General features: G+C 66.2%; 20 protein-coding genes and 1 pseudogene. 9 read left to right on the forward strand and 12 right to left on the reverse strand.

The window, feature by feature from the left end:
- Positions 1–27: 27 nt before the first annotated feature.
- A complete protein-coding gene (locus QX073_RS22200) occupies positions 28–1,494 on the reverse strand; it encodes a tetratricopeptide repeat protein (RefSeq protein WP_315826980.1) in 1,467 nt (488 codons plus the stop codon).
- Between the two features lie 984 nt (positions 1,495–2,478).
- Between QX073_RS22200 and QX073_RS22205 the strand changes: the two genes are divergently transcribed.
- Complete coding sequence (locus tag QX073_RS22205) at positions 2,479–4,641, forward strand: anthranilate synthase component I (protein ID WP_315826979.1); 2,163 nt, start codon at positions 2,479–2,481, stop codon at positions 4,639–4,641.
- 139 nt (positions 4,642–4,780) lie between these two features.
- On the forward strand, positions 4,781–5,320 hold the full coding sequence (locus QX073_RS22210) for an adenine phosphoribosyltransferase (protein ID WP_316226366.1): 540 nt from the start codon (positions 4,781–4,783) through the stop codon (positions 5,318–5,320).
- A 16-nt stretch (positions 5,321–5,336) separates the two neighbouring features.
- Here the strand turns inward: QX073_RS22210 and QX073_RS22215 are convergent, their stop codons facing one another.
- From QX073_RS22215 to QX073_RS22255, 9 genes are all read right to left on the reverse strand, one after another.
- Positions 5,337–6,005, reverse strand: coding sequence for a hypothetical protein (locus QX073_RS22215; protein WP_315717273.1), 669 nt, complete (start codon positions 6,003–6,005; stop codon positions 5,337–5,339).
- 56 nt (positions 6,006–6,061) lie between these two features.
- Positions 6,062–6,823, reverse strand: a complete 762-nt coding sequence (locus tag QX073_RS22220) for a hypothetical protein (protein ID WP_009025709.1) — start codon at positions 6,821–6,823, stop codon at positions 6,062–6,064.
- A gap of 264 nt (positions 6,824–7,087) precedes the next feature.
- Complete coding sequence (locus tag QX073_RS22225; RefSeq protein ID WP_316171351.1) at positions 7,088–8,287, reverse strand: M48 family metallopeptidase; 1,200 nt, start codon at positions 8,285–8,287, stop codon at positions 7,088–7,090.
- Between the two features lie 33 nt (positions 8,288–8,320).
- The gene (locus tag QX073_RS22230) at positions 8,321–8,878 is read right to left on the reverse strand and encodes a LemA family protein (RefSeq protein WP_315717271.1); all 558 of its coding nucleotides are present in this window, start codon (positions 8,876–8,878) and stop codon (positions 8,321–8,323) included.
- A 189-nt stretch (positions 8,879–9,067) separates the two neighbouring features.
- A complete protein-coding gene (locus tag QX073_RS22235) occupies positions 9,068–9,496 on the reverse strand; it encodes a hypothetical protein (RefSeq protein WP_316171353.1) in 429 nt (142 codons plus the stop codon).
- A 144-nt stretch (positions 9,497–9,640) separates the two neighbouring features.
- Positions 9,641–10,630, reverse strand: coding sequence for a small ribosomal subunit Rsm22 family protein (locus tag QX073_RS22240; protein ID WP_316226367.1), 990 nt, complete (start codon positions 10,628–10,630; stop codon positions 9,641–9,643).
- A gap of 63 nt (positions 10,631–10,693) precedes the next feature.
- Positions 10,694–14,158, reverse strand: coding sequence for a chromosome segregation protein SMC (smc, locus tag QX073_RS22245; protein WP_316226368.1), 3,465 nt, complete (start codon positions 14,156–14,158; stop codon positions 10,694–10,696).
- Positions 14,159–14,401: 243 nt separating this feature from the next.
- Positions 14,402–15,058 carry a DsbA family protein gene (locus QX073_RS22250; protein WP_315717267.1) on the reverse strand — a complete coding sequence of 219 codons (657 nt, stop codon included), beginning with the start codon at positions 15,056–15,058 and terminating at the stop codon, positions 14,402–14,404.
- Positions 15,059–15,176: 118 nt separating this feature from the next.
- Positions 15,177–15,656 (reverse strand): DUF721 domain-containing protein, encoded by a 480-nt coding sequence (locus tag QX073_RS22255; protein WP_315717265.1) that lies wholly within the window; start codon positions 15,654–15,656, stop codon positions 15,177–15,179.
- Positions 15,657–15,781: 125 nt separating this feature from the next.
- Here QX073_RS22255 and mutY point away from each other — a divergent pair, with 125 nt between their 5' ends.
- Both mutY and QX073_RS22265 read left to right on the forward strand, forming a co-directional pair.
- Positions 15,782–16,885, forward strand: coding sequence for an A/G-specific adenine glycosylase (gene mutY / locus QX073_RS22260; RefSeq protein WP_315826974.1), 1,104 nt, complete (start codon positions 15,782–15,784; stop codon positions 16,883–16,885).
- 67 nt (positions 16,886–16,952) lie between these two features.
- Positions 16,953–17,375: a PaaI family thioesterase gene (locus QX073_RS22265; protein WP_316167462.1), complete on the forward strand. Its 423-nt coding sequence runs from the start codon at positions 16,953–16,955 to the stop codon at positions 17,373–17,375.
- 379 nt (positions 17,376–17,754) lie between these two features.
- Here the strand turns inward: QX073_RS22265 and QX073_RS22270 are convergent, their stop codons facing one another.
- Together QX073_RS22270 and QX073_RS22275 are read right to left on the reverse strand one after the other, a co-directional pair.
- Positions 17,755–18,024, reverse strand: a complete 270-nt coding sequence (locus QX073_RS22270; protein ID WP_315827130.1) for a DUF2798 domain-containing protein — start codon at positions 18,022–18,024, stop codon at positions 17,755–17,757.
- Between the two features lie 429 nt (positions 18,025–18,453).
- On the reverse strand, positions 18,454–19,386 hold the full coding sequence (locus tag QX073_RS22275) for a LysR family transcriptional regulator (RefSeq protein WP_316201115.1): 933 nt from the start codon (positions 19,384–19,386) through the stop codon (positions 18,454–18,456).
- Between the two features lie 96 nt (positions 19,387–19,482).
- Between QX073_RS22275 and QX073_RS22280 the strand changes: the two are divergent.
- The 5 genes and pseudogenes from QX073_RS22280 (at position 19,483) to QX073_RS22300 (ending at position 25,287) form a co-directional block, all read left to right on the forward strand.
- Positions 19,483–19,907 (forward strand): annotated as a pseudogene (locus QX073_RS22280) (nuclear transport factor 2 family protein).
- A gap of 34 nt (positions 19,908–19,941) precedes the next feature.
- Positions 19,942–20,367, forward strand: coding sequence for a nuclear transport factor 2 family protein (locus QX073_RS22285; protein WP_315750417.1), 426 nt, complete (start codon positions 19,942–19,944; stop codon positions 20,365–20,367).
- A 1,016-nt stretch (positions 20,368–21,383) separates the two neighbouring features.
- Positions 21,384–22,004 (forward strand): glutathione S-transferase family protein, encoded by a 621-nt coding sequence (locus QX073_RS22290; protein WP_315750418.1) that lies wholly within the window; start codon positions 21,384–21,386, stop codon positions 22,002–22,004.
- Between the two features lie 161 nt (positions 22,005–22,165).
- Entirely contained in the window at positions 22,166–22,759 is a 594-nt protein-coding gene (locus QX073_RS22295) for a biliverdin-producing heme oxygenase (RefSeq protein WP_315826973.1), read from the forward strand.
- Positions 22,756–25,287, forward strand: a complete 2,532-nt coding sequence (locus tag QX073_RS22300) for an HWE histidine kinase domain-containing protein (RefSeq protein WP_315750420.1) — start codon at positions 22,756–22,758, stop codon at positions 25,285–25,287. Before QX073_RS22295 ends, QX073_RS22300 begins: the two co-directional genes overlap by 4 nt.
- Positions 25,288–25,479: the final 192 nt, after the last annotated feature.

Consider the following 25,479-nt stretch of genomic DNA (forward strand, 5'->3'; position numbering starts at 1 on the left):
CCGCGTCCGCATCAGCCGCGGACCCGTCTAACGTTCCGGGGCCGGCATTGCAGCCCCGCGGCTCTTCTTCAGCTCGCGAACCGCATCCCGGTTGCCTTGAGCCTCGGAGAAATCCGGCGCCAGGGCGATGGCCGCGTCGAAGTCGGCGATCGCGCGATCGTAGTCTGCCTTCTCCTTGTAGGCGAGGCCGCGATTGTTGTAGGCATCGGCATAGCTCGGATCGAGCCTGATGGCCTGATCGAAGTCGACGATGGCCCGGTCGTGATTCCCTTTGTCGTCGTAGGCGATACCGCGACGGTTGAAGGCCTCTGCAAGCTCGCCATTCAGCCTCAGAGCCTCGTCAAAATCGGCGATGGCGCGGTCATGATCGCCTTTCTTGTCGTAGGCCGCGCCGCGGTTCATGTATGCTTTCGCGTGTTGCGGCTCGAGCTTGATCGCCACGCCGAAATCTATGATGGCACGGTCGTGATCGCCCTTATCGTCATATGCAATGCCGCGATTGACATGGGCAAGAACGTGACCCGGATCGCGCCTGATCGTTTCGTCGAAATCGGCGATGGCGTGATCGATGTCACCTGTTTCGAAATACGCGATCCCTCGGTTGAAATGGGCGTTAAGGGCTTTCGCGGGCGTCAGGCCGAATTTGATCGCAGCGCTGTAGTCGGCAATGGCGCGGTCGAACTGCTTCTTGTGTTTATGCACGGCGGCGCGAAGGGTGTATGCGGTGGCGTCAGTCGGGTCGCGTCGGATCGCCTCGTCTATATCTGCGAGGCCGCGATCGAAGTCGTTCCTCAGAACATGGACTGCGCCGCGATCAACGTAGGGCTTGGCTTGCTCGGGGTCCAGCGCCAACGTTCGATTGAAGTCCGTGAGCGCCCGATCATAATTTTCTTTCGAGAAGTAGGCCAAGCCGCGATTGTAGTAGTAGAGCGGCTTCTTCGAATCGAGCTTGATCGCCTCGTCATAATCTGCAATCGCCCGATCGTAGTCGCCTTTGCCTGCGTAGGCGAACCCACGATTGTTGCGGGCCGCCGGGTAGGAGGGATCGAGCCTGATCGCTTCGGTGAAATCGGCTATGGCGCGGTCGTACTCCTGTTTCTCATAGTACGCATTGCCACGATTGAAATAGCCGTGGATCTGATCTTGTCCGGACCATCGATCGGACTGCAATGCGAAGGTGCAGCTCTCGATCCGCTGGTCGACCGGGAAACGGCGGTCCAGGCACCAGGCCAGTGGCGGCTCGCCCTGCGCAACAGCGTCGGGTGCCGTCGCCGCGGCAAAGAGGAGCATGGCGGGCAAGGCCAGGGGATGGCGTCGCAAAGGACGAATGCCTTCAGCAAGGGAGACGATGCAGCATAGACCGGGCACTGCATGCCCGGCAATTCGGATATTCGCTCTGCCGATGATCTCCGTGCCGGGCTGGTCGATCATGCGCCGCCCCGCGAAATTCATCAGCCGCCTCAAGCTGATTTGCCCTGTCCAGTCCTTCGCCAAAAAATATTCCTGTTTCTATTTTTCGGAATTCGTGCTCTGATATCTCCGTCCCACCCGGCACGAGGGGCGTATCGCGATCGTCACGACACGCGGGGTGGAGATGCGGTGGGCGTGTCACGTCGCAGCATGGCAGACGTCGTGCGGACGAACGGCGGGCGCGCACGGTGAAGTCGCATGGTCCTGGCCTCCCGACGCTGAGGCCGCGCCGGTGGTGATGATGATCCGCCGGTCACGGGGGCAAGACAGCCCGGTCCCCGGGGAGAGTGCGTATAAGCCGTCAGACCATCGCGCAGGGAAGGCCGGTCGTCCGGCTGACCTGTGGTGACTGCCGCCTGCTTTTTTTGCTGCAGGCGGGCCACGGGCATCAGCCGATGCCCGGCCTTCCCTGCGCCCTCGACTTGGAGGGCGGAATTGATGATCATCACTCGGGCATCATGTGTCGCGAGAATGCTGCTGCATGTTCCTTTGTCATTCTCGTCGGCGCCAGTGCCTTCCGCTCGCCGGTGCGCATTATTGCGCCCTCGCCCCTTGTGGGAGAGGGCATGTAGGACAGAGCGGCATGCTCGGTTGGGTGAGGGGTATGCCTCTGCAAGCGCCGCTGCGGAGAGAGACCCCTCACCCAGCCGCGTTAGCGGATGGGCCGCACACGCCCTCTCCCACAAGGGGACCCACAAGGGGACCCACAAGGGGCGAGGGCGCTGTATCGGGCAGCCGGCCCGCGGTGCCTCTGTTGATCGGCTGAGGCATCCCACCCCCATTTGTGGCCCAGCCGCCCTTGACCCCGGCTGCCCGCCGTGGTCAGTTCCGCCGCATGAGCACCCTTGTCCGCCCAGCCCGTCTCTGGTGGCGCACCTTGTAAGAGGTGGCCGGTGCGATTTGTTTGACATGAGATCGCAGAGGGGCCGCCACGCAGCGGCGGCTTCCGGTTGGTCCTGTGTGGCGTTTCCTCGGCAAATTCCGTAAGAGGACGCCCAAGAGGACCCCATGAACAGGACCGTTTTCGCCCTTCCGGCCCGCAGCGACTACCGCACCTCCAGCGGGCTCGCAATCACGCGCGCCGTCGAGCAGTTTTCCGGTGGCGCCAGCCGGCTCGATGACCTGATCGACCTGCTCGACCGCCGCCGTGGCGTGGTGCTGTCCTCGGGCACGACCGTGCCCGGCCGCTACGAGAGTTTCGACCTCGGCTTCGCCGATCCGCCGCTGGTGCTGGAGACCAAGGGCACTGACTTCACCCTGCAGGCGCTGAACCGCCGCGGCGAGGTGCTGATCGCGTTCCTGAAGGACACGCTGCGCGAGCCCTGTGTGGTCATCACCGAAGCTTCGCCGGCGCGGCTCGCTGGACACATCGTCCGCGGCCCGGCCCCGGTCGAGGAGGACCAGCGCACGCGGCGCGCCAGCGTGATGTCGCTGGTGCGGGCGATGATCGCGGCGCTCTCGGCCAATGACGACCCGCTGCTCGGCCTGTTCGGCGCCTTCGCCTACGACCTCGTGTTCCAGATCGAGGACCTCCAGCAGAAGCGGCCGCGCGAGAAGGACCAGCGCGACATCGTGCTCTACGTGCCGGATCGCCTCTTGGCCTACGACCGCGCCACCGGCCGCGGCGTCGTGCTGTCTTATGATTTTTCCTGGAACGGACAGTCGACGGAAGGCCTGTCGCGCGACACCGACGCCAGCATCTATCTCAAGGAGCCGCGCCAGGGGTTTGCCGATCACGCGCCCGGCGAGTACCAGGCGACGGTCGAGAAGGCCCGCGCCGCGTTTGCCCGCGGCGACCTGTTCGAGGCGGTGCCCGGCCAACTCTTTGCCGAGCCGTGCGAGCGCTCGCCGGCGGAAGTGTTCCAGCGGCTCTGCCGGATCAATCCGTCGCCCTATGGCGCGCTGATGAATCTCGGCGACGGCGAGTTCCTGGTCTCGGCCTCACCCGAGATGTTCGTCCGCTCCGACGGCCGTCGCGTCGAGACCTGTCCGATCTCCGGCACCATCGCCCGCGGCCGCGACGCCATCGGCGATGCCGAGCAGATCCGCCAGCTCCTGAACTCGGAGAAGGACGAGTTCGAGCTCAACATGTGCACCGACGTCGACCGCAACGACAAGGCGCGCATCTGCGTGCCCGGCACCATCAAGGTGCTGGCGCGCCGGCAGATCGAGACCTACTCGAAACTGTTCCACACGGTGGATCACGTCGAGGGCATGCTGCGGCCGGGCTTCGACGCGCTCGATGCCTTCCTGACCCACGCCTGGGCCGTGACCGTGACCGGCGCGCCAAAACTGTGGGCGATGCAGTTCGTCGAGGACAATGAGCGCTCGCCGCGGCGCTGGTATGCCGGCGCCATCGGCGCGGTGAATTTCGACGGCTCGATCAACACCGGCCTGACGATCCGCACCATCCGCATGAAGGACGGGCTCGCCGAGGTCCGTGTCGGCGCCACCTGTTTGTTCGATTCCGATCCCGCGGCCGAGGATCGTGAGTGCCAGGTCAAGGCGGCGGCGCTGTTCCAGGCGCTGCGCGGCGATCCGCCGAAGCCGCTGTCGTCGACCGCGCCGGATGCCACCGGCTCCGGCAAGAACGTGCTGCTGATCGATCACGACGACAGCTTCGTTCACATGCTGGCCGACTATTTCCGCCAGGTCGGCGCCAACGTCACCGTGGTGCGTTATGTCCACGCGCTGAAGATGCTCGCCGAACGAAGCTGGGATCTGATCGTGCTGTCGCCGGGGCCAGGCCGCCCCGAGGACTTCAAGATCTCGACGACGATCGACGCTGCGCTCGCGAAGAAGCTGCCGATCTTCGGCGTGTGCCTCGGCGTGCAGGCGATGGGCGAGTATTTCGGCGGCCAGCTCGGCCAGCTTGCCCAGCCGGCGCATGGAAGGCCCTCGCGGGTCCAGGTGCGCGGCGGCCGCCTGATGCAGGGCCTGCCGAACGAGATCGTCATCGGCCGCTATCATTCGCTGTTCGTCGAGCGCGACAGCATGCCGGAGGTGCTGACCGTCACGGCGGCAACCGAGGACGGCGTGGCGATGGCGATCGAGCACAAGACGCTGCCGGTCGGCGGCGTGCAGTTCCATCCGGAATCGCTGATGTCACTCGGCGATGCCGTGGGTTTGAGGATCGTGGAGAATGCGTTCCGGCTCAATCAGCCGGGGTGAGAGAGAGGTGGTTGCCGTCATCGCGAGGAGCGTGAGTGACGAAGCGATCCAGAGTTGTTTTCGCGGCCCTGGATTGCTTCGCTTCGCTCGCAATGATGAATTCCTCGCGGTCACGGCCAAACGAGGCAATGAGAGCACGATGACGTTCGATCTGGACATCAAGAACACCGTCCGCACCATTCCGGACTATCCGAAGCCGGGCATCCTGTTCCGGGACATCACGACCCTGCTGGCGGACGCGCGCGCGTTCCGCCGCGCGGTCGACGAATTGGTGCATCCCTGGGCCGGCTCCAAGATCGACAAGGTCGCGGGCATCGAGGCCCGCGGCTTCATCCTCGGAGGCGCAGTGGCGCATCAGGTGTCGGCCGGGTTCGTGCCGATCCGCAAGAAAGGCAAGCTGCCGCACAAGACGGTCAGCATGTCCTATGCGCTGGAATACGGCACCGACGAGATGGAGATGCATGTCGACGCGGTGCAGCCCGGCGAGCGCGTGATCCTGGTCGACGACCTCATCGCCACCGGCGGCACGGCCGAGGGCGCGGTGAAGCTGTTGCGCCAGATCGGCGTGACCGTGGTGGCGGCCTGCTTCATCATCGACCTGCCGGATCTCGGCGGCGCCGCCAAGCTGCGCGCGCTCGACGTGCCCGTGCGCACGCTGATCTCCTTCGAAGGGCACTGAGAAGCGCGCGGCGGCGTCAGGACCGCTGCATCAGAAGCTCGTTCTCGATCTCGCGCAGCGCATAGTAGTTGCGCCGGATCCATTGATAGAGCTCGGTGGAGGGGTCCTTCTCCTGGCGCAGGTAGCCGGTGAAGGAGAACGAAAAACGTTCGATATAGGTTCTGAGGAACGCGGGCAGGGCGGCAATGTGCAGATGCTTGCTGCGGCTGTAGAGGTCGGGGAGCTCCTCGCGAAGGACGTGGTCGTTTTCGACCACGATCAGCTGGGGCTTCGGGATCTGGCGCCGCAGGGCATCGTAGGCGCGCATCGAGACCCGGTCGCCTTCGGCGCAGAACAGAATGATCGGGACCACGTTCCGCCGCGCGGCCTCCTTCAAAAAGCCGATCTGTTCGGACATCTTGAAGAACTCGTCGAACGAGTAGTAGCCGAGGTCGATCACCTTGGGGATGCCGTCGTTGAGGATCACCCGGTCCATCAGCTGGATCTTGCCGTAGGTGTCCTCGATCGTCGCGGTCTCCGTGATCTGCGGCAGGAAGTCGAGCAGCGACGGCTCGCGCAAGGTGACGTCGAAGGCGAGCACTTGGCCGTTCTTCAGCAGTAGGAACTCGCTCAGCACCCGCGCAAGCAGCGTCTTCCCGGATTGCGGCCGGGGCGAGCAGACGATGTAGACAGGCGTCGCGGGCATCCGACCTATATCAGGTCAAATGCGGTTGCGATAAAGTCCCATCCTTCACGGAGCTGCTATTTTTCCCCGGCCGGCCGCGGCGCCGCCGCCTTGGTCGAGCCGACGATGTCGGTCAGCTTGATGCGGTCGTACTCGCTCCAGACGTTGGCGAGCCAATGCCGGACATAGCCGCGCAGCACGAAGGAGTAGTTGGCGGCCTCGTCGCGGGGACCCTTGTTGGCGACGAATTTGAGGAACGGCACCGAGGCGACCTCGACCTGCTCGAACGCCATTTCGTTGAGCTTCGGGATGGTCAGCTCGGTCGCGTCCTTGATGCGGTGGAAGTAGGAATTGTAGGTCGACTGGTCCCACTCGAAGAAGCTGGTGTTGTTGATGAAGTTCTTCACCAGGAAATATTTCGCGCCGATCATGTAGCTCGCCGTCTCGGCGATCTCGTCGAGCGAGGCGATCGACGAGCCCAGGATGTGGAACACCGCGAAGGTGATCTGGCCGGAGCGGGCGGCGTCGAGGAATCCGATGTCGCGCAGCGCGGCGAGCGTCGGCGACATCAGGCCGGCGCGGACGTCGATCACGGTCACCGACGGCGCCACCGCGCTCAGGGTGTCGAAGATCTTCATCTGGTCCGGCGTCGAATTCATGTCGACGATCTCGGTGATCTCCGGGTGGAAGCGCTTCAAGGTGCCGCGCGGATGCTCGGTGTCGAACGCCCGGGTGGGGACGTTGTTGGCGCTGAAATAATCGAGCAACGTCCGCGACACCGTGGTCTTGCCGACCCCGCCCTTGTCCGCACCCACCACAACCACTGCCGGTTTCGCCATGGAAAGTCCTTCAGCCCTGAGGCCGGCCAGGGGGCCGGCGCATTGCATTCTGCTTTGGGCGCGAACATGGCAGAAACGCTGGAGAATTCAAATTCATTGCAGCACGGGACCGGGGAAATTTGCGCCTTCGCCGCAACAGGCTGGAGCAATCGGAGGCATTCCGGCCCGCGCGTTCGAGCCGGCGAGGAAGCACTTGCAAGCGAATGGCAGGACAATTGCCCGTCGCACGGGATTGGCGGCTGAATTCCGCGGCGAAGGCGGCGACTAGTGCCGGCCCCAGGGACCGGTCGCGGGGGTGGTCCACGGTCCCTGGGGAGCGGCTTGACCCTGGCCAGATGGCGGGGCCGGGCCATCGGCCTGGCCCCAGGGACCACCGGACGGCAACGGTGGCGGAGCGTCGCCGTCTGGAGCATCGGCTCCGGTATCGTCGGGCTGTGCCTCGTCCGTGGGCAGCGCCAGCGGGCCCGGATCATGGCCGCCGGCGAACCTGATCAGCGCCTGGACCCGGGCATCGATCGAGGGATGGGTGGCGAACAGGTCGGCAAAGCCCTCGCGCGGATTGTCGACGCACAATTCCATGACGGCGGAGGTGGCGCCGGGCAGTTCGCCGCGCCCTTCGATCTTGCGCAGGGCGGTGATCATGGCGTCCGGATTCTTGGTCAGCTCGACCGACCCGGCATCGGCAAGGTATTCACGGGTGCGCGACAGGGCCAGCTTGACCACCTGGGACAGCAGCCAGGCCACCACGATCAGCACCACCGCGATGATCACGACGATGATGGCCCCGCCGCCGGAGCCCTTGCGGTCGGAGTCGGACGAGGAGGACGACGACGACGAGCGACCCCAGCCGCCGCCCCAGCTCATGTTGGTGAACAGGCGGAAGAACAGTTCACCGAAGAAGCCGACCACGCCGGCGATGATGACGGCCACGACCATCAGCTGGACGTCGCCGTTGCGGATATGGGTCAGCTCGTGGCCGAGCACCGCCTCGATCTCCTGGTCATCGAGCGCGTCGAGCAGGCCGGTCGTGACGGTGACCGCGTATTGCCGCGGGTTCAGGCCTGTCGCGAAGGCATTCAGCGCCGGGCTGTCCATGATCTTCAGCTGCGGCATGGTGATGCCGCGCGAGATGCAGAGATTTTCGAGCAGATTGTACAGCCGCGGCTGCTCCTGACGCGTCACCGCGGTCCCGCCGGTGACCGCGTCGATCATCTTCTGGTGGAAGAAATAGGCGATCACGATCCAGGCCGCCGCGCCCAGCGTGGCCCAGGGCAGCGCCCTGATCAGGTCGCGGGTGGCCGCGTTCATGTAATAGGCGACGCTGCCATTGCCGTTGATCATGACCTCCGCGATCAGCGCGCCGGCGAACACCAGCACGTAGATCAGCAGGAACAGGCCGCCGAGCAGCAGTACCGAACGGGTCTTGTTCGATGCGATGTGGGTGTAGAGACCGTAGGCGGCCATGGCGTCGGACCCTTCAGCGCGGAGGGCGCGGGATCAGAACTTGACGCTCGGCGCGGCCTCGACTTCGGTCCGGCTGGCGCCGAGATCGAAGAACTCCTTGCGCGTGAAGCCGAAGGTCCCGGCGAACAGTGCGGCGGGCATCTGCTGGATGCCGGTATTATACTCTTGGACCGCGTTGTTGAAGAAGCGGCGGCTGGCGGCGATCTTGTTCTCGATGTCGGAGAGCTCGCCGGCGAGCTGCTGGAAGTTGGCGTTGGCCTTGAGGTCCGGATAGGCCTCGGACAGCGCGATCAGGCGACCGAGTGCGCCGGAAAGTTGGCCTTCGGCGGCCGAGACCTGGGCCGGGCCCTGCGCCGACATCGCCGCATTGCGAGCCTTAATGACCTCGTCGAGGGTGCCGCGCTCATGCGCAGCGTAGCCCTTCACGGTCTCGACCAGATTCGGAATCAGGTCGTGGCGCAGCTTGAGCTGGACGTCGATGTCGGCAAAGGCCTGGCCGACCCGCTGGCTGAGGGCGACCAGCCGGTTGTAGGCGCCAAGGGCGAACAGCACGAGAATGACGATGATGCCGAGGACGATCCAGCCGGACATGACGGGCTCCGAGGGAGAGGGCGGGAGAACGAGGCGGCCGACACGCGACGGCGCCGCCGGTCCGCAGGTGGACCGGCGTGCATTGGTCGCATCAGGGGGGGTGCCCGTTCAAGTCGCTTGAGCCTGGCCGGTCCGTTCGATGGACGCCCAGGCGACCGAATTGGCGTCGGAGGCAACGATGCGCAGGGCTCAATAGGGACGGGCGACCCGCCATTGCTGCGTGGGGTCGTTGCCCTTGATATCGCCGGGGGCGCTGTCGAGCTGCGAGGTGTAGAGCGGCCGGTAGCGGTAGGCCCACATCTTCTTGCCGTCGCTGCGGGTGATGACGGTGAAGTCGCCGCTGGCGGTCGCGTTGTCAGGTGCCATCAGCGGCGGCCGCTTCTCGGCACAGGCACCGTCGCAGGTCGACTTGTTCCCGGTGTTGTCGCGTTCGGTATAGTAGAGCGTCATTCCTTTTGGGTCGACCAGGACGGGACCGTTCTTGCCGACGATGGCCTTGGCCGGCGGGCCCTCCTGTTTCGGTGGGGGCGGTGCCGAGGATCCACCACCGTGGCCGTTTGCCAGGGCCGTTCCTGCCGAAGCCAGCAGCGCGGCGGTGATCATCATCGTCCTGAACATCGAAACGCGTTCCCGTGTGAGCAGCGCATCCAGCGCCTGTTGCAGCTCTCCGTAGCAAGCATCGATTTCTCTCGGGTTTCGCGAAATCGCGAAAATGAGAGACAAACACGACCTGTCGTTAACCATCTGCGGCCGCGACGGTATCTACGGCCGTGGCGGCGGCTCCACGCCGTCGCCCCAGTCCCAGCGGCGGGCGGCGGCAAAGGCGGGCTTGTCGCGGCGGGGAACGCTGATGACGCCGGCGGCGCCGTCCGCCTGACACAGCTTCGCGGTTGTCGCGACCTTGGTGACCGACGGCGGCGCGAGCACGCGTGCGGCGGGCCGATGCGTTGCTGGCTTGCGGGTGAGGGCAACGAAGCTGAACTTCTCGTCCTCGAACGGGACGTCAGCCCCTTTCAGTTCGCGATGTGCCCGCGATCGCGCCAGCCGCTGCGCGAAGTGGCACCAGTCCGGTGCCACGAGGGGGCACGGCGCTGCGTGCGGGCAGGGCGCCGCGACATGAGCGCCTGCTGCGATCAGGCGGTCGCGCGCGGCGATGATGCGCTGATAGCCAGCGGGCGTGCCGGGCTCGACGATCAGCAGCGCATCGCCGGTCCTGGCCCACAGCGCGTCGACGGTCGCAGAGCGCTCGGCATCCGTCAGCTCACCGATCATGTAGCTGGCGATGACGAGATCGGCCCTTCCGGCACGATCGAGCAGCGCTCGCGCCGGTCCAAGCGTATAGGCGAGACCGCGCAGGCGCATCGTCTCGTCAGCGAGCGTCAGCGCCAGCCCGCGCAGCGCTGGATTGGAATCGACGGCGTTGAACGAGGTCAGCAGCGGAAACGCTTCCGCCGCAGCGAAGCTCGCGGTCGCTGGTCCGGCACCGACATCCAGCAGCGAGGCCGGGGCGAAGTCCGGGCTCGCCTGCATCACGGCATTGAGGCTGGCTGCAACCGCCGCGTAGGTCGCCGGCATTCGCACCGTGGCATAGGCAATGGCGTCGGCGTCGCTCGTGATCGTTCCGGAATTGCCGCCGCTGCGGTAGGCGGCCGAGATGCGGGCCGCCCGAGCGGCTGCATCCTGCCGCGACTGCCCGTGCAGCATGGCTTCGAGGGACGCCTTCAGCGCGGCGGGCAGATCAGGAGAGATCATCGGTCCTCTCCACGCGTCAGTCCGGCCGCCGCGCGGGCGGCGATCCGGAATGACGGAGCAAGATCAAGCCACCTGCTGGTCGAGGATCTTCACGGCCTCGTCGAGCGCGACCGAGACGAGCTGCGACACGCCGCGCTCGGCCATGGTGACGCCGAACAGCCGGTTCATGCGCGCCATGGTGATCGGGTTGTGGGTGATGATGATGAAGCGGGTCTCGGTCGAGCCCTTCATCTCGTGCAGCAGGTTGCAGAAGCGTTCGACGTTGTGGTCGTCGAGCGGCGCGTCGACCTCGTCCAGCACGCAGATCGGCGAAGGGTTGGTGAGGAACACCGCGAAGATCAGCGCCATCGCCGTCAGCGCCTGCTCGCCGCCCGACAGCAGCGACAGCGTCTGCGGCTTCTTGCCCGGCGGCTTGGCGATGATCTCGAGACCGGCCTCGAGCGGATCGTCGCTCTCGATCAGATGCAGCGCCGCTTCGCCGCCGCCGAACAGCTCGGTGAACAGCCGCTTGAAGTGGTCGTTGACGGTCTCGAACGAGGACTGCAGGCGCTCGCGCGCCTCCTTGTTGAGGCTTTGGATGCCCTGGCGCAGCCGCTTGATGGCCTCGACGAGGTCGTCGCGCTCGGTGGTCAGCGCGGTATGCGAGCCCTCGACCTCGGTGAGTTCTTCCTCGGCGCGCAGGTTGACGGCGCCGAGCCGCTCGCGGTCGCGGCGCAGCTTCTCCAAGGTTTCTTCGATCTCGTGCAGCGGCGGCAGTTGCGTGTCCGGACCGATCTCGGCCATCGCCGCGACCGCCTGCGGCTCGCATTCGAGCATGTCGTGGATCTCGCGCTCGACGTCGCCGACGCGGCGCTTGGCGCTCTCCAGCCGCTCCTCGGCGCGGGCGGCCGCTTCGCGCGACTTGGACAGCGCTTCCAGCGACGCTTTCGCAGCGCGGTCGGTGTCGCCCATCGCAGTCTCGGCCTCGGCGAGCGCGTCGGCCGCGACCTGGCGCTCCTCCTCGGCGATGGCGAGCTCGTCGATCAGCGCGCTGCGCTTCTCGGCGAAGATCTCCGGCGCGTTGTCGAGCTCGGCGCGCTCGTCCCTCACCTCGGCGATGCGCGCCTCGATGGTGGCGATCTGCGAGCCGGCGCCGCGGATGCGGTTGAACCAGTCGTTGCGCTCGCTGATGATCGCCTGCACGCGGCGGTCGGCGAGCTCGGCCTCGCGGGCCAATGCCTGAGCTTCAGCGCGCACCTGCGCCGCGGCGCGGCGCTTGGCCTCGATCTCGGCGCGCACGGCCGCCAGCCGGCCATCGGCTTCGGTGGTCGCCGGCAGCTCCTCGATCGCCTCCAGCGCATTCTGGTGCAGCTCGGCGATCTCGGCGCGGTCATGGGCGAGGCGGGTCGAGGCCTCGACCAGCGCCGATTTGCGCGCCGAATGGCGATTGATTTCGCGCTCGGCATTGGCATGGCGCTCGCGCGCCGAGCTCACCTCGCGCTGCGCGGCGCGCCAGGCTTCGCGCGCGGCGCTCTCGGCGGCGGTCGCGGCCCTCACCTCGGCCTCGGCGCTCTCCAGCGCCTGGCGCTTGTCGGCAGCGTCGATGCGCGCCTGCTCCAGCTCGGCCTCGATATCGATCAGGCGGGCGCGCTCGGCGAGACGGCGGGCCGCGCCGGTCGGCGCATGCGCGGCGGCGATGAAGCCGTCCCAGCGCCAGACGTCGCCTTCCGGCGACACCAGCCGCTGGCCGGTCCTGAGTTGAGAGACGAGTTGAGCACCGCGGTCGCGCGACACCACGCCGATCTGGGCCAGGCGGCGCGACAGCTCCGGCGGCGCCTGCACATAGGCCGCGAGCGGCTCGACGCCATCGGGCAGCGCGGGGTCGGTGACCTCGGCGCCGGCGACCGTCCAGTGCATCGGCGCGGAGGCATCGACCGGCGCATCGAGGTCGTCGCCGAGCACGGCGCCGAGCGCCTTCTCATAACCCTTGGCCACGGTGACGCCGTCGATGATCGGCGGCCACAGATTCTTGGTCTCGCTGTTGACCATCTTGGAGATGGTGCGCGCCTCGGTCTCCAGCCGCTGCACCCGCTTCTCGGCCTCGGCAAGCGGGGCGCGCGAGGCTTCGAGCTTCTGCCGCGCATTGGCCTGCGCCGACTCGTTGGTCTGCACCGCGGCCTCGGCCTGCGCCTCGGATTCCTCGGCCGCTTCGAGCGCAGCGGCGAGCGTGTCGAGATCACCGAGATGTGCGGTCTCCTGCGCCAGTCGCTCCTCGTCGGCGCGGACATTGGCGATGTCCTGGTCGAGCCGGGCGAGACGCTCGCGATGGCTGCGGACGTTGGCTTCGAGCTGGTTGCGGCGGGCGGTGAGGTCGGCGAGCTGCGTCGTCAGCTCCGTGAACTGCCGCTCGGTCTCAGCGAGAAGAGCCTCGGCCTCGGCGACGCGCTCGTCGACGCCGCTGCGCATCTCGACGCGCGCCTTGATCTCTTCCTTCAGCTCCGCGTCTTCGGTCTCCAGGCGCTGCAGCGCGACCTGCGCGTCCTGGTTCTGCTGCTGCTCGCGGGCGACGTCGGCGGTGAGCTGCATCAGGCGGCGATCGAGCTCGCTAACGCGCTCCTTGGCGCGCACCTCCTCGCGGTCGAGCAGATCGCGGGCATTCTTCAGCCGCTGCATCGTCGCGGCGGCGCGGGCTTCCGCCTCGCGCAGCGCCGGCAGATGCGACGAACGGATCGCCTGAATGCGGGCCGATTCGGCCTGCTCGCGGGTCCGCTCCGCCATCTCGCGCACGGCGACATCGTGCACATGCGCGGCGTCGTTGAGGTCGGCATGCGCGCCCATCCAGCGCAGATGATAGAGCGTCGCTTCGGCCTTGCGCACCTTGGCCGCGACCTCGCGGTAGCGGATCGCCTGCCGCGCCTGCTTGCGCAGGCCTTCCATCTGGCCGGAGAGCTGGCCGATGACGTCCTCGACGCGCAGCAGATTCGTCTCCGCCGCCTTCAGCCGCAACTCGGCCTCGTGGCGGCGCGCATGCAGGCCGGCGACGCCGGCGGCGTCTTCCAGCACGCGGCGGCGCTGCTCAGGTTTCGCTTGAATGATCTCGCCGATCTTGCCCTGGTGGACCAGCGCCGGCGAACGCGCGCCGGTGGCGGCGTCGGCGAACAGGATCTGCACGTCGCGGGCGCGCACGTCGCGGCCGTTGATGCGATACACCGAGCCCGCCTCGCGCTCGATGCGGCGCGAGATCTCGAGAATGTCGCGGTCGTTCACGGCCGCCGGCGCGGTGCGATCGCTGTTGTCGATCGTCATCACCACTTCGGCGTGGTTGCGCGACGGCCGCGTGTTCGAGCCGGAGAAAATGACAGCGTCCATGTCGGCGGCGCGCAGCGATTTGTGCGAGGTCTCGCCCATCGCCCAGCGCAGCGCCTCGACCAGATTCGACTTGCCGCAACCGTTCGGACCGACGACGCCGGTGAGGCCGGGTTCGATCACGAAGTCAGTCGGTTCGACGAACGTCTTGAAACCGTGAAGACGAAGACGCGTGAGTTTCATGCACAGATTCTCTGTTAGCGGGAGACGAATCTCCCAGCCCCGACAATACCATGGAAGGCAATGTCAATGTGGACTGAGTCGCCCTGGCGCCTCATTCTGAGGGCGGGACAATGGCGAGGGCTGGTCCCCAGGGCAACCCGCCGGGCCTGCTTTTCCAAGGCTTTCTCGTGGCGAACGGCCCACGAAACAGAAGCGGCCCCATTGAGGGGCCGCGCTGTGTCTTTGATGACTCAGTGATTCGAATCAGCTCTTCAGAAGCGGGTTGATCTTCTTCTGAAACTCCTCGATCGAAGCCTCGCCCTTGATCTTCTCGCCGTTGATGAAAAAGGTCGGCGTCGAATCGACTTTAAGAATGTCGCTCGCATATTTCTGGTCGGCGGCGATCTTGTCGAGCAACGCCTGGTCCTTGAGGCAGGCCTCGACCTGCTGCTGGCTGAGACCGGCCTGCTTGCCGATCCGCGTCAGCGTCTCCGTCGTGTTCTTCACCACCCAGTCGTTCTGCGAGCGGAACAGCATGTCGGTGACCGCGAAATACTTCTGCGCGTCGTCCTTGGCGATGCAGCGCGTCAGCATCGAGCCCGCGGCGGCTTTGATGTCGAGCGGGAACTCGCGGAAGATGTAGCGGATCTTGCCGGTATCGATGTATTCGGCCTTCAGCTTCGGGAACACGGTGGCGTTGAACGCCGCGCAGTGCGGGCAGGTCATGGAGGCATATTCGGTGATGGTCACCGCAGCGTCCGCCGGTCCGATCGCCATGTCGGGCAACGACTGAGGCTTGGCGACATCGGCGGCGCTCTGCGCCATCGCGTCCGAGATCAGCCGCAGCGGGGAGAAGCCGGCCAGAGCGGCGAGGCCGGTCAGCGACAGGGCAGCGGTGAAGGCGCGGCGGGTGATGATCAAGGCTCTGCTCCGAAATGGGCGCATCTCGCGCCTGAAACGCTCGTAACTCGGCTTTTCGCTAGCTTGAAACCCACCCGGAGGCAATGCCGGGCGGCAAATGGGGATCAAAGCGTCAGCGTCAATTTCGCTTGATGGCGGCGCCCAGGCGGGCCAGCGCGTCGCGCAGGGCGTCGTCCTCGATCGCGGTCAGGGTCTGCGCGACCTTCGCGACCGTCTTCGGATCGGGCGGCACCGGGCGGCGCTTCACTGGGGGGCGCAACAGCGGCCCCTGGCGCAGCGCCAGCTTGCCGACCGCGTGCCAGCCGAAGAAGCGGTTGACCCGCTCCAGGATCACGTCCGACGAATGCTGGATCTCCAGCGCCATCGGCCCCTCGACGCGCAAAATCAGCGTCGCCGGCTCCTGCGGCTGGCCCTCGACCGGCCGCGGCCATTGCATCTTCAGCGGCTGGGCGTGCTCGGCGATCTCGCGCCCCGCGATCTCCGGCCAGCGCGTCACCAGCTCGCGCGCGGCAAAGCCCTGCTTGGCATAGGCGGCCGTCAGCACGTCGCCCATCATGAGCGACAGCGGTTTTGCGGTGAGGCGGCCGGGCTTTGCCATCGATGCAGGCTTCTCGTGGTCTGCCGCCCGTCCGAGCCGCCTGGGCTCGAAGAAAGCCGTGGATGCCGCAGACGAGACGGCGGTCCAGCGGGCGACGATGGCTCCTGACGTACTAGATTAAGCCAATGGTGTCATCAGCCCTTCCTTCCAAGCGCAAGAGCCGACCAGAGAATCGCGGCTCCGCCGAGCGCCCCGCACAACTGCTCGCCTGGTACGACCGCCACCGCCGGCGGCTGCCGTGGCGCGCGCCGGCCGGGCAGCGCTCCGATCCGTATCGCGTCTGGCTGTCGGAAATCATGCTGCAGCAGACCACGGTGAAGGCGGTCGGGCCGTATTTCGAGAAGTTTTTGGCGCGCTGGCCGGATGTCTCCGCGCTCGGCAGCGCGGAGCTCGACGACGTGCTCCGGATGTGGGCCGGCCTCGGCTATTATTCGCGGGCGCGCAACCTGCATGCCTGTGCCGTCACCGTGCTGCGCGAGCATGGCGGCGTGTTCCCGGACACCGAGCAGGGGCTGCGCGCGCTGCCCGGCATCGGTCCGTACACCGCGGCGGCCATTGCCGCGATCGCGTTCGATCGGCTGACCATGCCGGTCGACGGCAACATCGAGCGCGTCGTCTCGCGGCTGTTCGTGGTGGAGGAGGCGTTGCCGCAGGCCAAGCCGCAGATCCAGGCGCTGGCGGCGACGCTGCTCGGGCCGTCGCGCGCCGGCGACAGCGCGCAGGCGCTGATGGATCTCGGCGCCACCATCTGCACGCCGAAGAAGCCGGCCTGCGCGCTGTGTCCCTTGAGCGAGGACTGCGCCGCACGCGAGCGCGGCGACCAGGAGACGTTCCCGCGCAAGGCCGCCAAGAAGACCGGCACGCTCCGTCGCGGCGCCGCCTTCGTCGTCATCCGAGGCGACGAGCTGCTGGTGCGCTCCCGCCCCGCAAAGGGCCTGCTCGGCGGCATGACCGAGGTTCCCGGCTCGGAATGGCTCGCTGGCCAGGACGATGCCGACGCGCTCGCCCAGGCGCCGGAGCTGGCCGGCGTGAAACGCTGGCACCGCAGGCTCGGCGTCGTCACCCACGTCTTCACGCATTTCCCGCTGGAGCTCGTGGTCTATACCGCGCGGGTCCCGGCGCGGACACGCGCACCGGACGGCATGCGCTGGGTCCCGGTCGCGACGCTGGACGGCGAGGCGCTGCCCAACGTGATGCGCAAGGTCGTGGCGCATGGGCTGGGGGATTGATCTCGCCGCTGCTGACACGAGGCTGGCAGCAGTGCGGAGCTAGAACGGGCGCATAGAGGAGACGCCCATGGTCGCAACCGCACTCGATACGCTGACCCCGCCACCCTGCGCAAAACTGCTCGGATGGCGGTTGCTGGACGCCAACCCGGCCGACGGGTGGATTAAGATCGGTTTCGACGGCAAGCAGGAGTTCTGCAATCCCGCCGGCTTCATCCAGGGCGGCCTGCTTGCATCGATGTTGGACGACACGATGGGGCCCGCCGTCTTTATCAGGACCGAAGGTCGACTCTACACGACGACGGTGAGCATGACCGTCAACTATCTTGTGCCGGCGCAGCCCGGGCCGATCGTGGGCGAGGCGCGCGTGCTTCAACTCGGCAAGACCATCGCCTTCATCGAGGGACGTCTTACCAACGGCGACGGCGCCCTGATCGCAACCGCGAGCGCAAGTGCGCGGCTGGTGGAGGCGGCTAAGGCGCTCGCCAAATAATGCGACCCTCAAGCTCAGACCACGGGGCGGGCCGGACGTTCCGCTATGTGTTGCTTCTACGAGAACTGTATCCACGCGCTCCGCCGTCGTCCCGGCCTTGAGCCGGGGCCCATACCCACAGGCAGTGGTTTGATGCACAGGGGTCATTGGCATTTTTCCCATCACGACGGCGGCGGGGCTTGTCCTGGACGACAGCGGTGGACGAGGCGGATTCACGGCTCAACCAGCGGCTTGAACGAGCAACAGAGACCGGGACGCGTCCGCGTTCGCGCGGCACATCATGCCCGAGGCTTGCGATCAGTTCATCCCTTGCGCGGGGGCGGGGCGTAAAACGGGGCCGCAGTTCGGCGGCCCCGCTTGCTCCGATCAATTCGGCTCGTTAATTCGGCTTGGGCGTCTCCACCACCAGCGCCACGATCCGCCGCACCAGCGGCAGGACAGCGAGCAACGTGGGGAACGCGACGAGCCAGGAGATGGCCCACGCTGCGGGCCAGGTCTCGATGAACGCCTGTGTCGGTCCAAGGCTCCTCAGCGTGGCGATCGCCGACACGACGAACGTCATCAGCACTGAGAGTGTCAATGGCATGACGACGGCCGAATAGCGCGCCGGCAGTTTTCTGCGCGCGCGCCGTTCACCAGATGGTTTCATGATGGCAGTTCCGGAATTCGATCGGTCGATCACGGGCAACGCGTCCTGCATTCCTCCGGATCGAGCCGATCCGTTGAATGCGTTGCCTGACGTGAGACGCTTACGGTGCGCATCAGCGCAGCAGGCGTCTGATAGCCTGACAACAAGGCGGACGCCAGCCAAAAAAAACTGAACGAGCCGGAATTCATGCCGCTGCTGCGCTAGCCGGTTTGGAGGGGAGGGTGGGCAAAGGCGCGCATCACCGTACTCACCATGGACTGCGCTCGATCCCGCGCCGTGCCCACCATCTGACTCGGAGTGCGCAGCACCGCGGTGGGCACGCTGCCGCCCTGCCGGGCGGCTGCTTTGCCCACCCTGAGCGACCTCAACTGTATCAACGCATTTTGCTGTTGGCGGCCTGACAGAGCACGACGCGCGGGCGCCGGATGCTCACGTCGGTTTCGTCGGACGTCCTGGCGCGCCGCCGAGTTCGTGGCCCGTTTCCAGCATCAGCGTGCGCAGCCAGATCGACCCCGGCTCGACCTGCGCCCTGGTCGGATAGAACATGTATTGTTCGTCGATGCCAGGATCGAGCGGCGGCGCGACGGTCGACAGCGACAAGGCCTGCGCCAGCGCCGCGATCAGGCGGCGCGGCACGAAGGCGACGAGATCTGTGCGCGCGGCGACATGCAGCGCCTCGATGTAGCTCGGCACGACCAGCGCGATCCGCCGCTCCCAGCCCTTGCTGCGCAGCCAGCCGTCGATCAGGTCCTCGCTCTGGCCGCGCAGCACCACCGCGACATGCCGGGCGGCCAGGAAGGCGTCTCGCCGGTTCAGTCGCCTGCCGGCCGGGTGACCGCGCCGCACCGCCAGCGCATCGCTGTCGGTGTAGAGCAACTGGCGATGGAAGCCCTTGAAGGCGTTGCCGATCGAGATCACCATGTCGATGGTGCGGGCGAACTCGGCGTGGAAGATCGCAGGGCCTCGCCAAGGCACGACGTCGATGCGGAGGTTGGGCGCGGCGCGCGTCACCTTGGCCATCAACGACGGCATCAGCAGCTCGACCGCGAGATCAGGCATCATCAGGCGAAATTGGCGTTCGCTCCGTGCAGCGTCGAACGCGTCGGGCGTGAACAGGCCGCGCACCTGATCCAGCGCCTGGGCGAGCGGGGCCTGCAGCGCAAGGGCGCGCGGGGTCAGCTCCATCCGCGCGCCGGTGCGGACCAGGAGGGGATCGCCGAGCAAGTCGCGCAGCCGCTGCAGCGCGTGGCTGGTGGCCGGCTGGGACAGTCCGATCCGCAGCGCAGCCCGGCTGACGCTGCTCTCGCGGAGCAGCGCGTCGAGCGCCACCAGCAGATTGAGATCGAGTGCGGCCAAATTCATAGGACGAATTGATATCATATCCGATATCGATTGGAAGAATGCGCCGCCACCCGTCATGCTTCGCCCTGTCGCAGAGGAGATCGGGAGACAGATGTCATGACCGCCAGCGCCAACAAGCGATTGATGCAAGAGCTGCTCACCAAGGCCGCCGCCGGCGACCGCGCGGCCTATGTCGCGGCCATTGCCGACGACGTTACGATGGTGATCACGGGACAATATTCGTGGTCGCAGACGATCAGGGCAAGGACGCGCTGCTGCGCAATCTCCATGGCCATCTCAACAGCCTGCTGGCGGAGGGACGCCGCACCGTTCCGCTGCGTTTCATGGCGGAGGACGACCTCGTCGTGATCGAGGGCAAGGGCGAGATGCGCACTAGATCCGGGCGCCCTTACAACAACGACTACTGCCTGATCTTTCGGCTGCACGAGGGGCGCATCGTCGAGATCCGCGAATATTGCGACTCGGCGCTGACGGAAGCGGTGCTGGGACCGTTTCCGGCTGCGCTCAAGCAGACCGGTTGATGCGACAATGACCGAATTCAAGGAGAGTTTGCCGATGAGCGCCGTAGAAGCCACGGGTCATGACAACAAGCGGATCGTGCAGCATGTGTTCGACGAGCTGGCGAAGAGCAATGCGCAGCCGCTGCTCGCGCATCTTGCGGATGATTTCCGCTTCGTCATCATGGGCAGCGGATCCTGGTCGCGCAGCTATGACGGCAAGGCGGTCGTTCTCGCCGAGTTGTTCGCGCCGCTGCGGGCGCGGCTCGGCCGCATCACCACCATCCCGATCCGGCTGACGGCCGAGGCTGACCGCGTCGTGGTCGAGGCGCGTGGCCGCAATACGACGAGCGACGGCAAGGTTTACAACAACAGCTATTGCAACGTCCTTCGCCTGGAGAACGGCCGCATCGTAGAATGGATCGAATATTGCGACACGCTGCTGATCGAGACTGCGCTCGGTCCGCCGGCGCCGACGGCATGAGACGATTACGCGACTATCGGCATCGTCGATGATCGCGATAACGCTGTTGTTGGAATGCAGATCAATCCCGCTGTACATCATCCTCGCCTCCTCGTGGTCGAAAGTGATTCGATGATTACGAATTCACTTTAGCTCCACGGCCTTCTCGCTTGCGAAGGCCGGCTAGATGATCTTCAGTGCATAAAAACTTGCGTAGCGAGCAGTACCGACGAGACGGATGCGTCGTGCAGGTCGGTGCTGATCGCATTCGGCATGCAGAATGCGCCGACCGTGGTCGTCATCCCGATCTGTCGTCCGGTTTCGTTCCGAATTGCAGCTTCCGTTTTTCAGAATATTGCTTGACTCCACCCCCAAATCAGATGTCTTATCCACGCCGTTCCGTCCCGGCAGGAGGGGCGTACGCGTCGTCACGACACGCGGGGCGGGATGCGGTGGCTGCGACGGCGTCGTCAGGACGAGCGACGTCGACCGGCCTCGTGCAGAGCTGCGGCGGCTTGCCGGCGTGGCGCGGGTGCGAGGTCTTTCGCGGACGTCGAAATCGTGTGGTCCTGGCATCCCGATGCTGATGTCAACTCGCGACGAGGCTTCGCTTCGCGTGGGGATGGTGGCCAGAAAGCCCGGCGCACCAGGGAGATCACGTATAAGACGTAAAGCCCATCGCGCAGGGAATGCCGGATGACCGGCTGGACCTGTGGTGACTGCCGCCTGCTTATCTTTCTGCAGGCGGGCCATGGGTTGCGGCCAGCGCCCGGCATTCCCTGCGCCCTCCTCATTTGCGAGGGTCCTTCTCGGCAACACCTCGGGCGCGGCGCGCCGCGAGAGGGTGAGCTCATGTCCTTCATCGGGATGTCTGTCGTCGCATCGCCATCGATCGGCATGGGTCGTGTCCGGATCCGCGCGGGTCGAGCACGCGGCCCGCAGAATGCAGATCGCCCATGACGGCGCACGCGGGCGGCCAGGGGTGGACGGTCCGGACCGGTGCAGATAGGGTCGGATATCATCTGTCAGGGATCACCATGCTCAAGCTCTATGTCGCGCCGGGCACCTGCGCGCTCGCTTCACACATCGCGCTGGCCGAGACCGGCGCCGACTACGTCGCCGAGAAGCTCAGCTTCAAGACCAACCAGCAGAACAGCCCGGACTATCTCGCGATCAATCCCAAGGGGCGCGTGCCGGCGCTGGTGACGGAGCAGGGCGTCCTGACCGAGACGCCGGCGATGCTCGCCTATATCGCGCAGCGCTTTCCGGAAGCGCGGCTTGCGCCGCTCGACGACGTCTTCGCCTTTGCCGAGGTGCAGTCCTTCAACAGCTATCTCTGCTCGACGGTCCACATCGCCCACGCGCACAAGATGCGGGGCTATCGCTGGGCCACCGAAGAGTCCTCCTTCGCCGACATGAAGAAGAAGGTGCCGGAGACGATGGGCGCCTGCTTCGCGCTGATCGAGCAGAAGATGCTGCGCGGCCCGTGGGTGATGGGCGAGCAGTACACGATCTGCGATCCCTATCTTTTCACGATCGCGCAATGGCTCGAAGGCGACGGCGTCGACATCAACGCCTTCCCGAAGGTCGCCGACCATTTTGGCCGCATGTCCGGGCGGCCGGCCGTCAAGAAGGCGCTGGCCGAGCTGGCGGGCTGACGGCCATCCTCGAGGCCATGGCGTCGGAACAGCGCCCGCCAGCATGGCGCATCGGGAGAGCGGAAAAAATAGCCGCGCGAAGCTGGAACCCAAATCCGGCCATCGACGTTGCAGGAAGCCGTGGCGCGCCTGCGACCGATCTCCTTTTCTGGGACCCCTTGATGTTGCCGGCTGCCGTTTCAGATGACCGTTTGCGCGTGACCGGCACCGAGAGCATCCGCGAGAGACTGAAGGCGGCGACGGCCTCGGCGCACCGCGCGCTGGATGAGGGGCTCGTTCATTTCGATCTCACCACGACGGCTCATTATCGCCGGTTCCTGCAGGCCAGCGCAGCCGCGCTGCTGCCGTTGGAGGCGGCGCTCGATCAGGCCGGGGTGGATGATCTGATCGAGGACTGGCCGCAGCGCCGACGATCGCAGGCGATCGCCAGCGATCTCGCGGATTTCGGTGCCGTGCCGATTCCGATGGACCTTCCCGCACTCTCGCTCGACCGTGCGGGCGTATTCGGCACGCTCTACGTACTCGAGGGATCTCGGCTCGGCGCAGCCTATCTGCTGCGCATGGTCGCGGCCTCCGCCGATCCGCGGGTGAGACGCGCGACGCGCTATCTCGGCCATGGCGCGCGGCAGGGCTTGTGGAGCAGCTTCCTGTCGCAACTCGCGCAGGCGCGGACGACGGCCGACGAGGAAGTCAGGATGATCGTGAGTGCACGCGAAGCGTTCGCGATGTTTGCGAAGGCGATGGCAGCAGCATGAACGAGCCGGTCAACCTCACCAATTGCGATCGCGAGCCTATCCATGTTCCCGGGACGGTTCAGCCGTTTGGCTTCCTGCTGGCGCTGGTGTCGGACTTCACCATATGCATGGCCTCGGAGAACGCGCCGGATTTTCTCGGCGGCGATATCGGCTGGCTGCTGCAGCGGCCGCTCGACGCCGTGCTCTCGGAGGCGGCCGCGGCCGCGATCCGCGCCAGGGTCGACTATCTCAGCGGCCCCGATGCGGTCGAGCGCGTGTTCGGCGTCGATCTGCAGGGCCGTGGCAAGCTTTTCGATCTCGCCATCCACTTTTCCGGTGCGTATCTCGTCGTCGAGGCCGAGCCCAGTCTGATCGAGCCCGGCGTCAATTCCGGCGAGCTGGTGCGGTTGATGCTCGGCCGCATCCGCAAGACGGCGGGGATGATGGACCTGGCGCAGGAGGCGGCGCGCCAGCTCAAGCTGCTGACCGGCTTCGATCGGGTGATGGTGTATCGGTTTCATCCCGACGGCTCGGGTGAGGTGATCGCCGAGGTCGCGGGCTCCGGCCTGGAGCCGTTCCTCGGGCTGCATTATCCGGCCTCGGACATTCCCAAGCAGGCGCGGCAGCTCTATCAGCGCAACTGGCTGCGGATCATCGCCGACATCAACGCGGCGCCGGCGCCGCTGCTGTCGACGCCGACGCACAATGCCGGACTGCTCGACCTGTCGATGAGCGTGCTGCGCGCGGTCTCCCCCATTCACATCGAGTATCTCCGCAACATGGGCGTCGCCGCGTCGATGTCGGTCTCGATTCTGCGCGAAGGCAAACTGTGGGGCCTGTTCGCCTGCCATCATTATGCGCCGCATCACCTGTCGTTCGAGAAGCGCACTGCGGCCGAGCTGTTCGGTCAGATGTACTCCTGGCTGCTCGAGGCGCGCGAGCGCGAGACCGACATCGCCTACGAGACGCGCGCGCATCAGATCCAGGAGCGGCTGATCGAGCGCGCGGCCGCGCAGGCCCACAGCAAGCGCGCGATCCTGGAGTTCGTCGCCGACTATCGCCAGATGATCGAGTGCGACGGCATCGCCGTGTGGTCCGATGACGAGATCACGCTCGACGGCGAGACGCCGACCGAAGAGGAGGTGCAGGACCTCATCGGCTTCATCAACCGGACCTCCCCCGGCCGCATCTGCGCCAGCGCCGAGATTGCCAAGGTCTACGCGGCGGGCGAGGCATTTCGCGATCGCGCCGCCGGCTTCCTCGCCATTCCGATCTCGCGCACGCCGCGCGACTGCCTGATCTTCTTCCGCCGCGAGGTGCTGCGCGCGGTCAACTGGGCGGGCGATCCGAATAAGAGCTATGCCGAGGGCCCGAACGGTTCCCGCCTGACGCCGCGCAAGAGCTTCGAGCTGTGGCAGCAGACGGTGGCCGGCCAGTCGAAGCCGTGGACGGCGGCGGATTTGCGCATCGCCGAGAGCCTGCGCGTCACGCTGCTCGAAGTGATCCTGCAACTCTCCGAGCTCGCCGCGCGCGAGCGCCGCGGCGCGCAGGAGCGGCAGGAGCTGATGATCGCCGAGCTCAATCATCGCGTCCGCAACATCCTCAGTCTCGTGCGTGGCCTCGTCGCGCAGAGCAAGGACACGGCGACCTCGGTGGAGGAGTTCGCGTCCGTGCTCGGCGGCCGCATCCAGGCGTTGGCGCGGGCGCACGACCAGATCACCAACCTGAATTGGGCCCCCGTCGCGCTCCGCCATCTGCTCGAATCGGAGGCTGGCGCCTATCTCGGCTCAAGGGCCGGACGGGTGCGCATGGAAGGTCCAGAGGTCGCGCTCGACCCCAAGGCGTTCGCAACGCTCGCGCTCGTCGTGCACGAGATGATGACCAACTCAGCGAAATACGGCGCGCTCGCCGACTCCACAGGGCAGGTGCAGGTGATCTGGCGGCTCGATCCCGGGGCGAGCCTGGTCATCGACTGGAAGGAGAGCGGCGGGCCGCCGGTGCAGCCGCCGTCGCGGCGCGGCTTCGGCACCACCATCATCGAGCGTTCGGTGCCGTTCGACCTCAAGGGCGACGCCGAGATCCGCTTCGACCTGCTCGGCGTGCAGGCGCGCTTCGTGATCCCTGCCAATTTCGTCCAGATGGTGCCGGCGATGACGGGGGCACCCTCCAGGCACCAGCGCAAGGAAGAGGACACGCCGCGCCTGTCCGGTACGGTGCTGATCGTCGAGGACAATCTGATCATCGCGATGGGCGCTGAAGTGATTCTGCTCGAGCTGGGAGCGCGGCACATCGACACCGCGGCGTCGGTCAGTCAGGCGCTGAAGTCGATCGAGCGCGCGGTGCCGAGCTTCGCACTGCTCGACATCAACCTCGGCGCGGAAAGCAGCCTGCCTGTCGGGCACCGGCTGAAGGAACTCGGTGTGCCCTTCATGTTCGCGACCGGCTATGGCGAGCGTGCGCCGATTCCGGCGGAGCTGTCCGACATGCCGGTGATTCAGAAGCCGTACACGCGCGAAGTCGTCGAGAAGGCATTGACGAAGATCAAATGAGTCGCACGCGCATCAAGGTCGGCTTTGCGCGTCGCGGTGATTGGCATTCATGATTGCAGTCTTGGGTTTTCTCACATCCGCGTGTTGCACATGAGCGCGACAACGCACGACGGGAGACAGATCATCGACTATTCCCACTGTTGCTGCGACAAAACAGCCCAAAAATATTAGAACGCATCCAAAGGACACCGC

Source organism: Bradyrhizobium sp. SZCCHNS3052 (genome assembly GCF_032484495.1).
Lineage (GTDB): Bacteria > Pseudomonadota > Alphaproteobacteria > Rhizobiales > Xanthobacteraceae > Bradyrhizobium.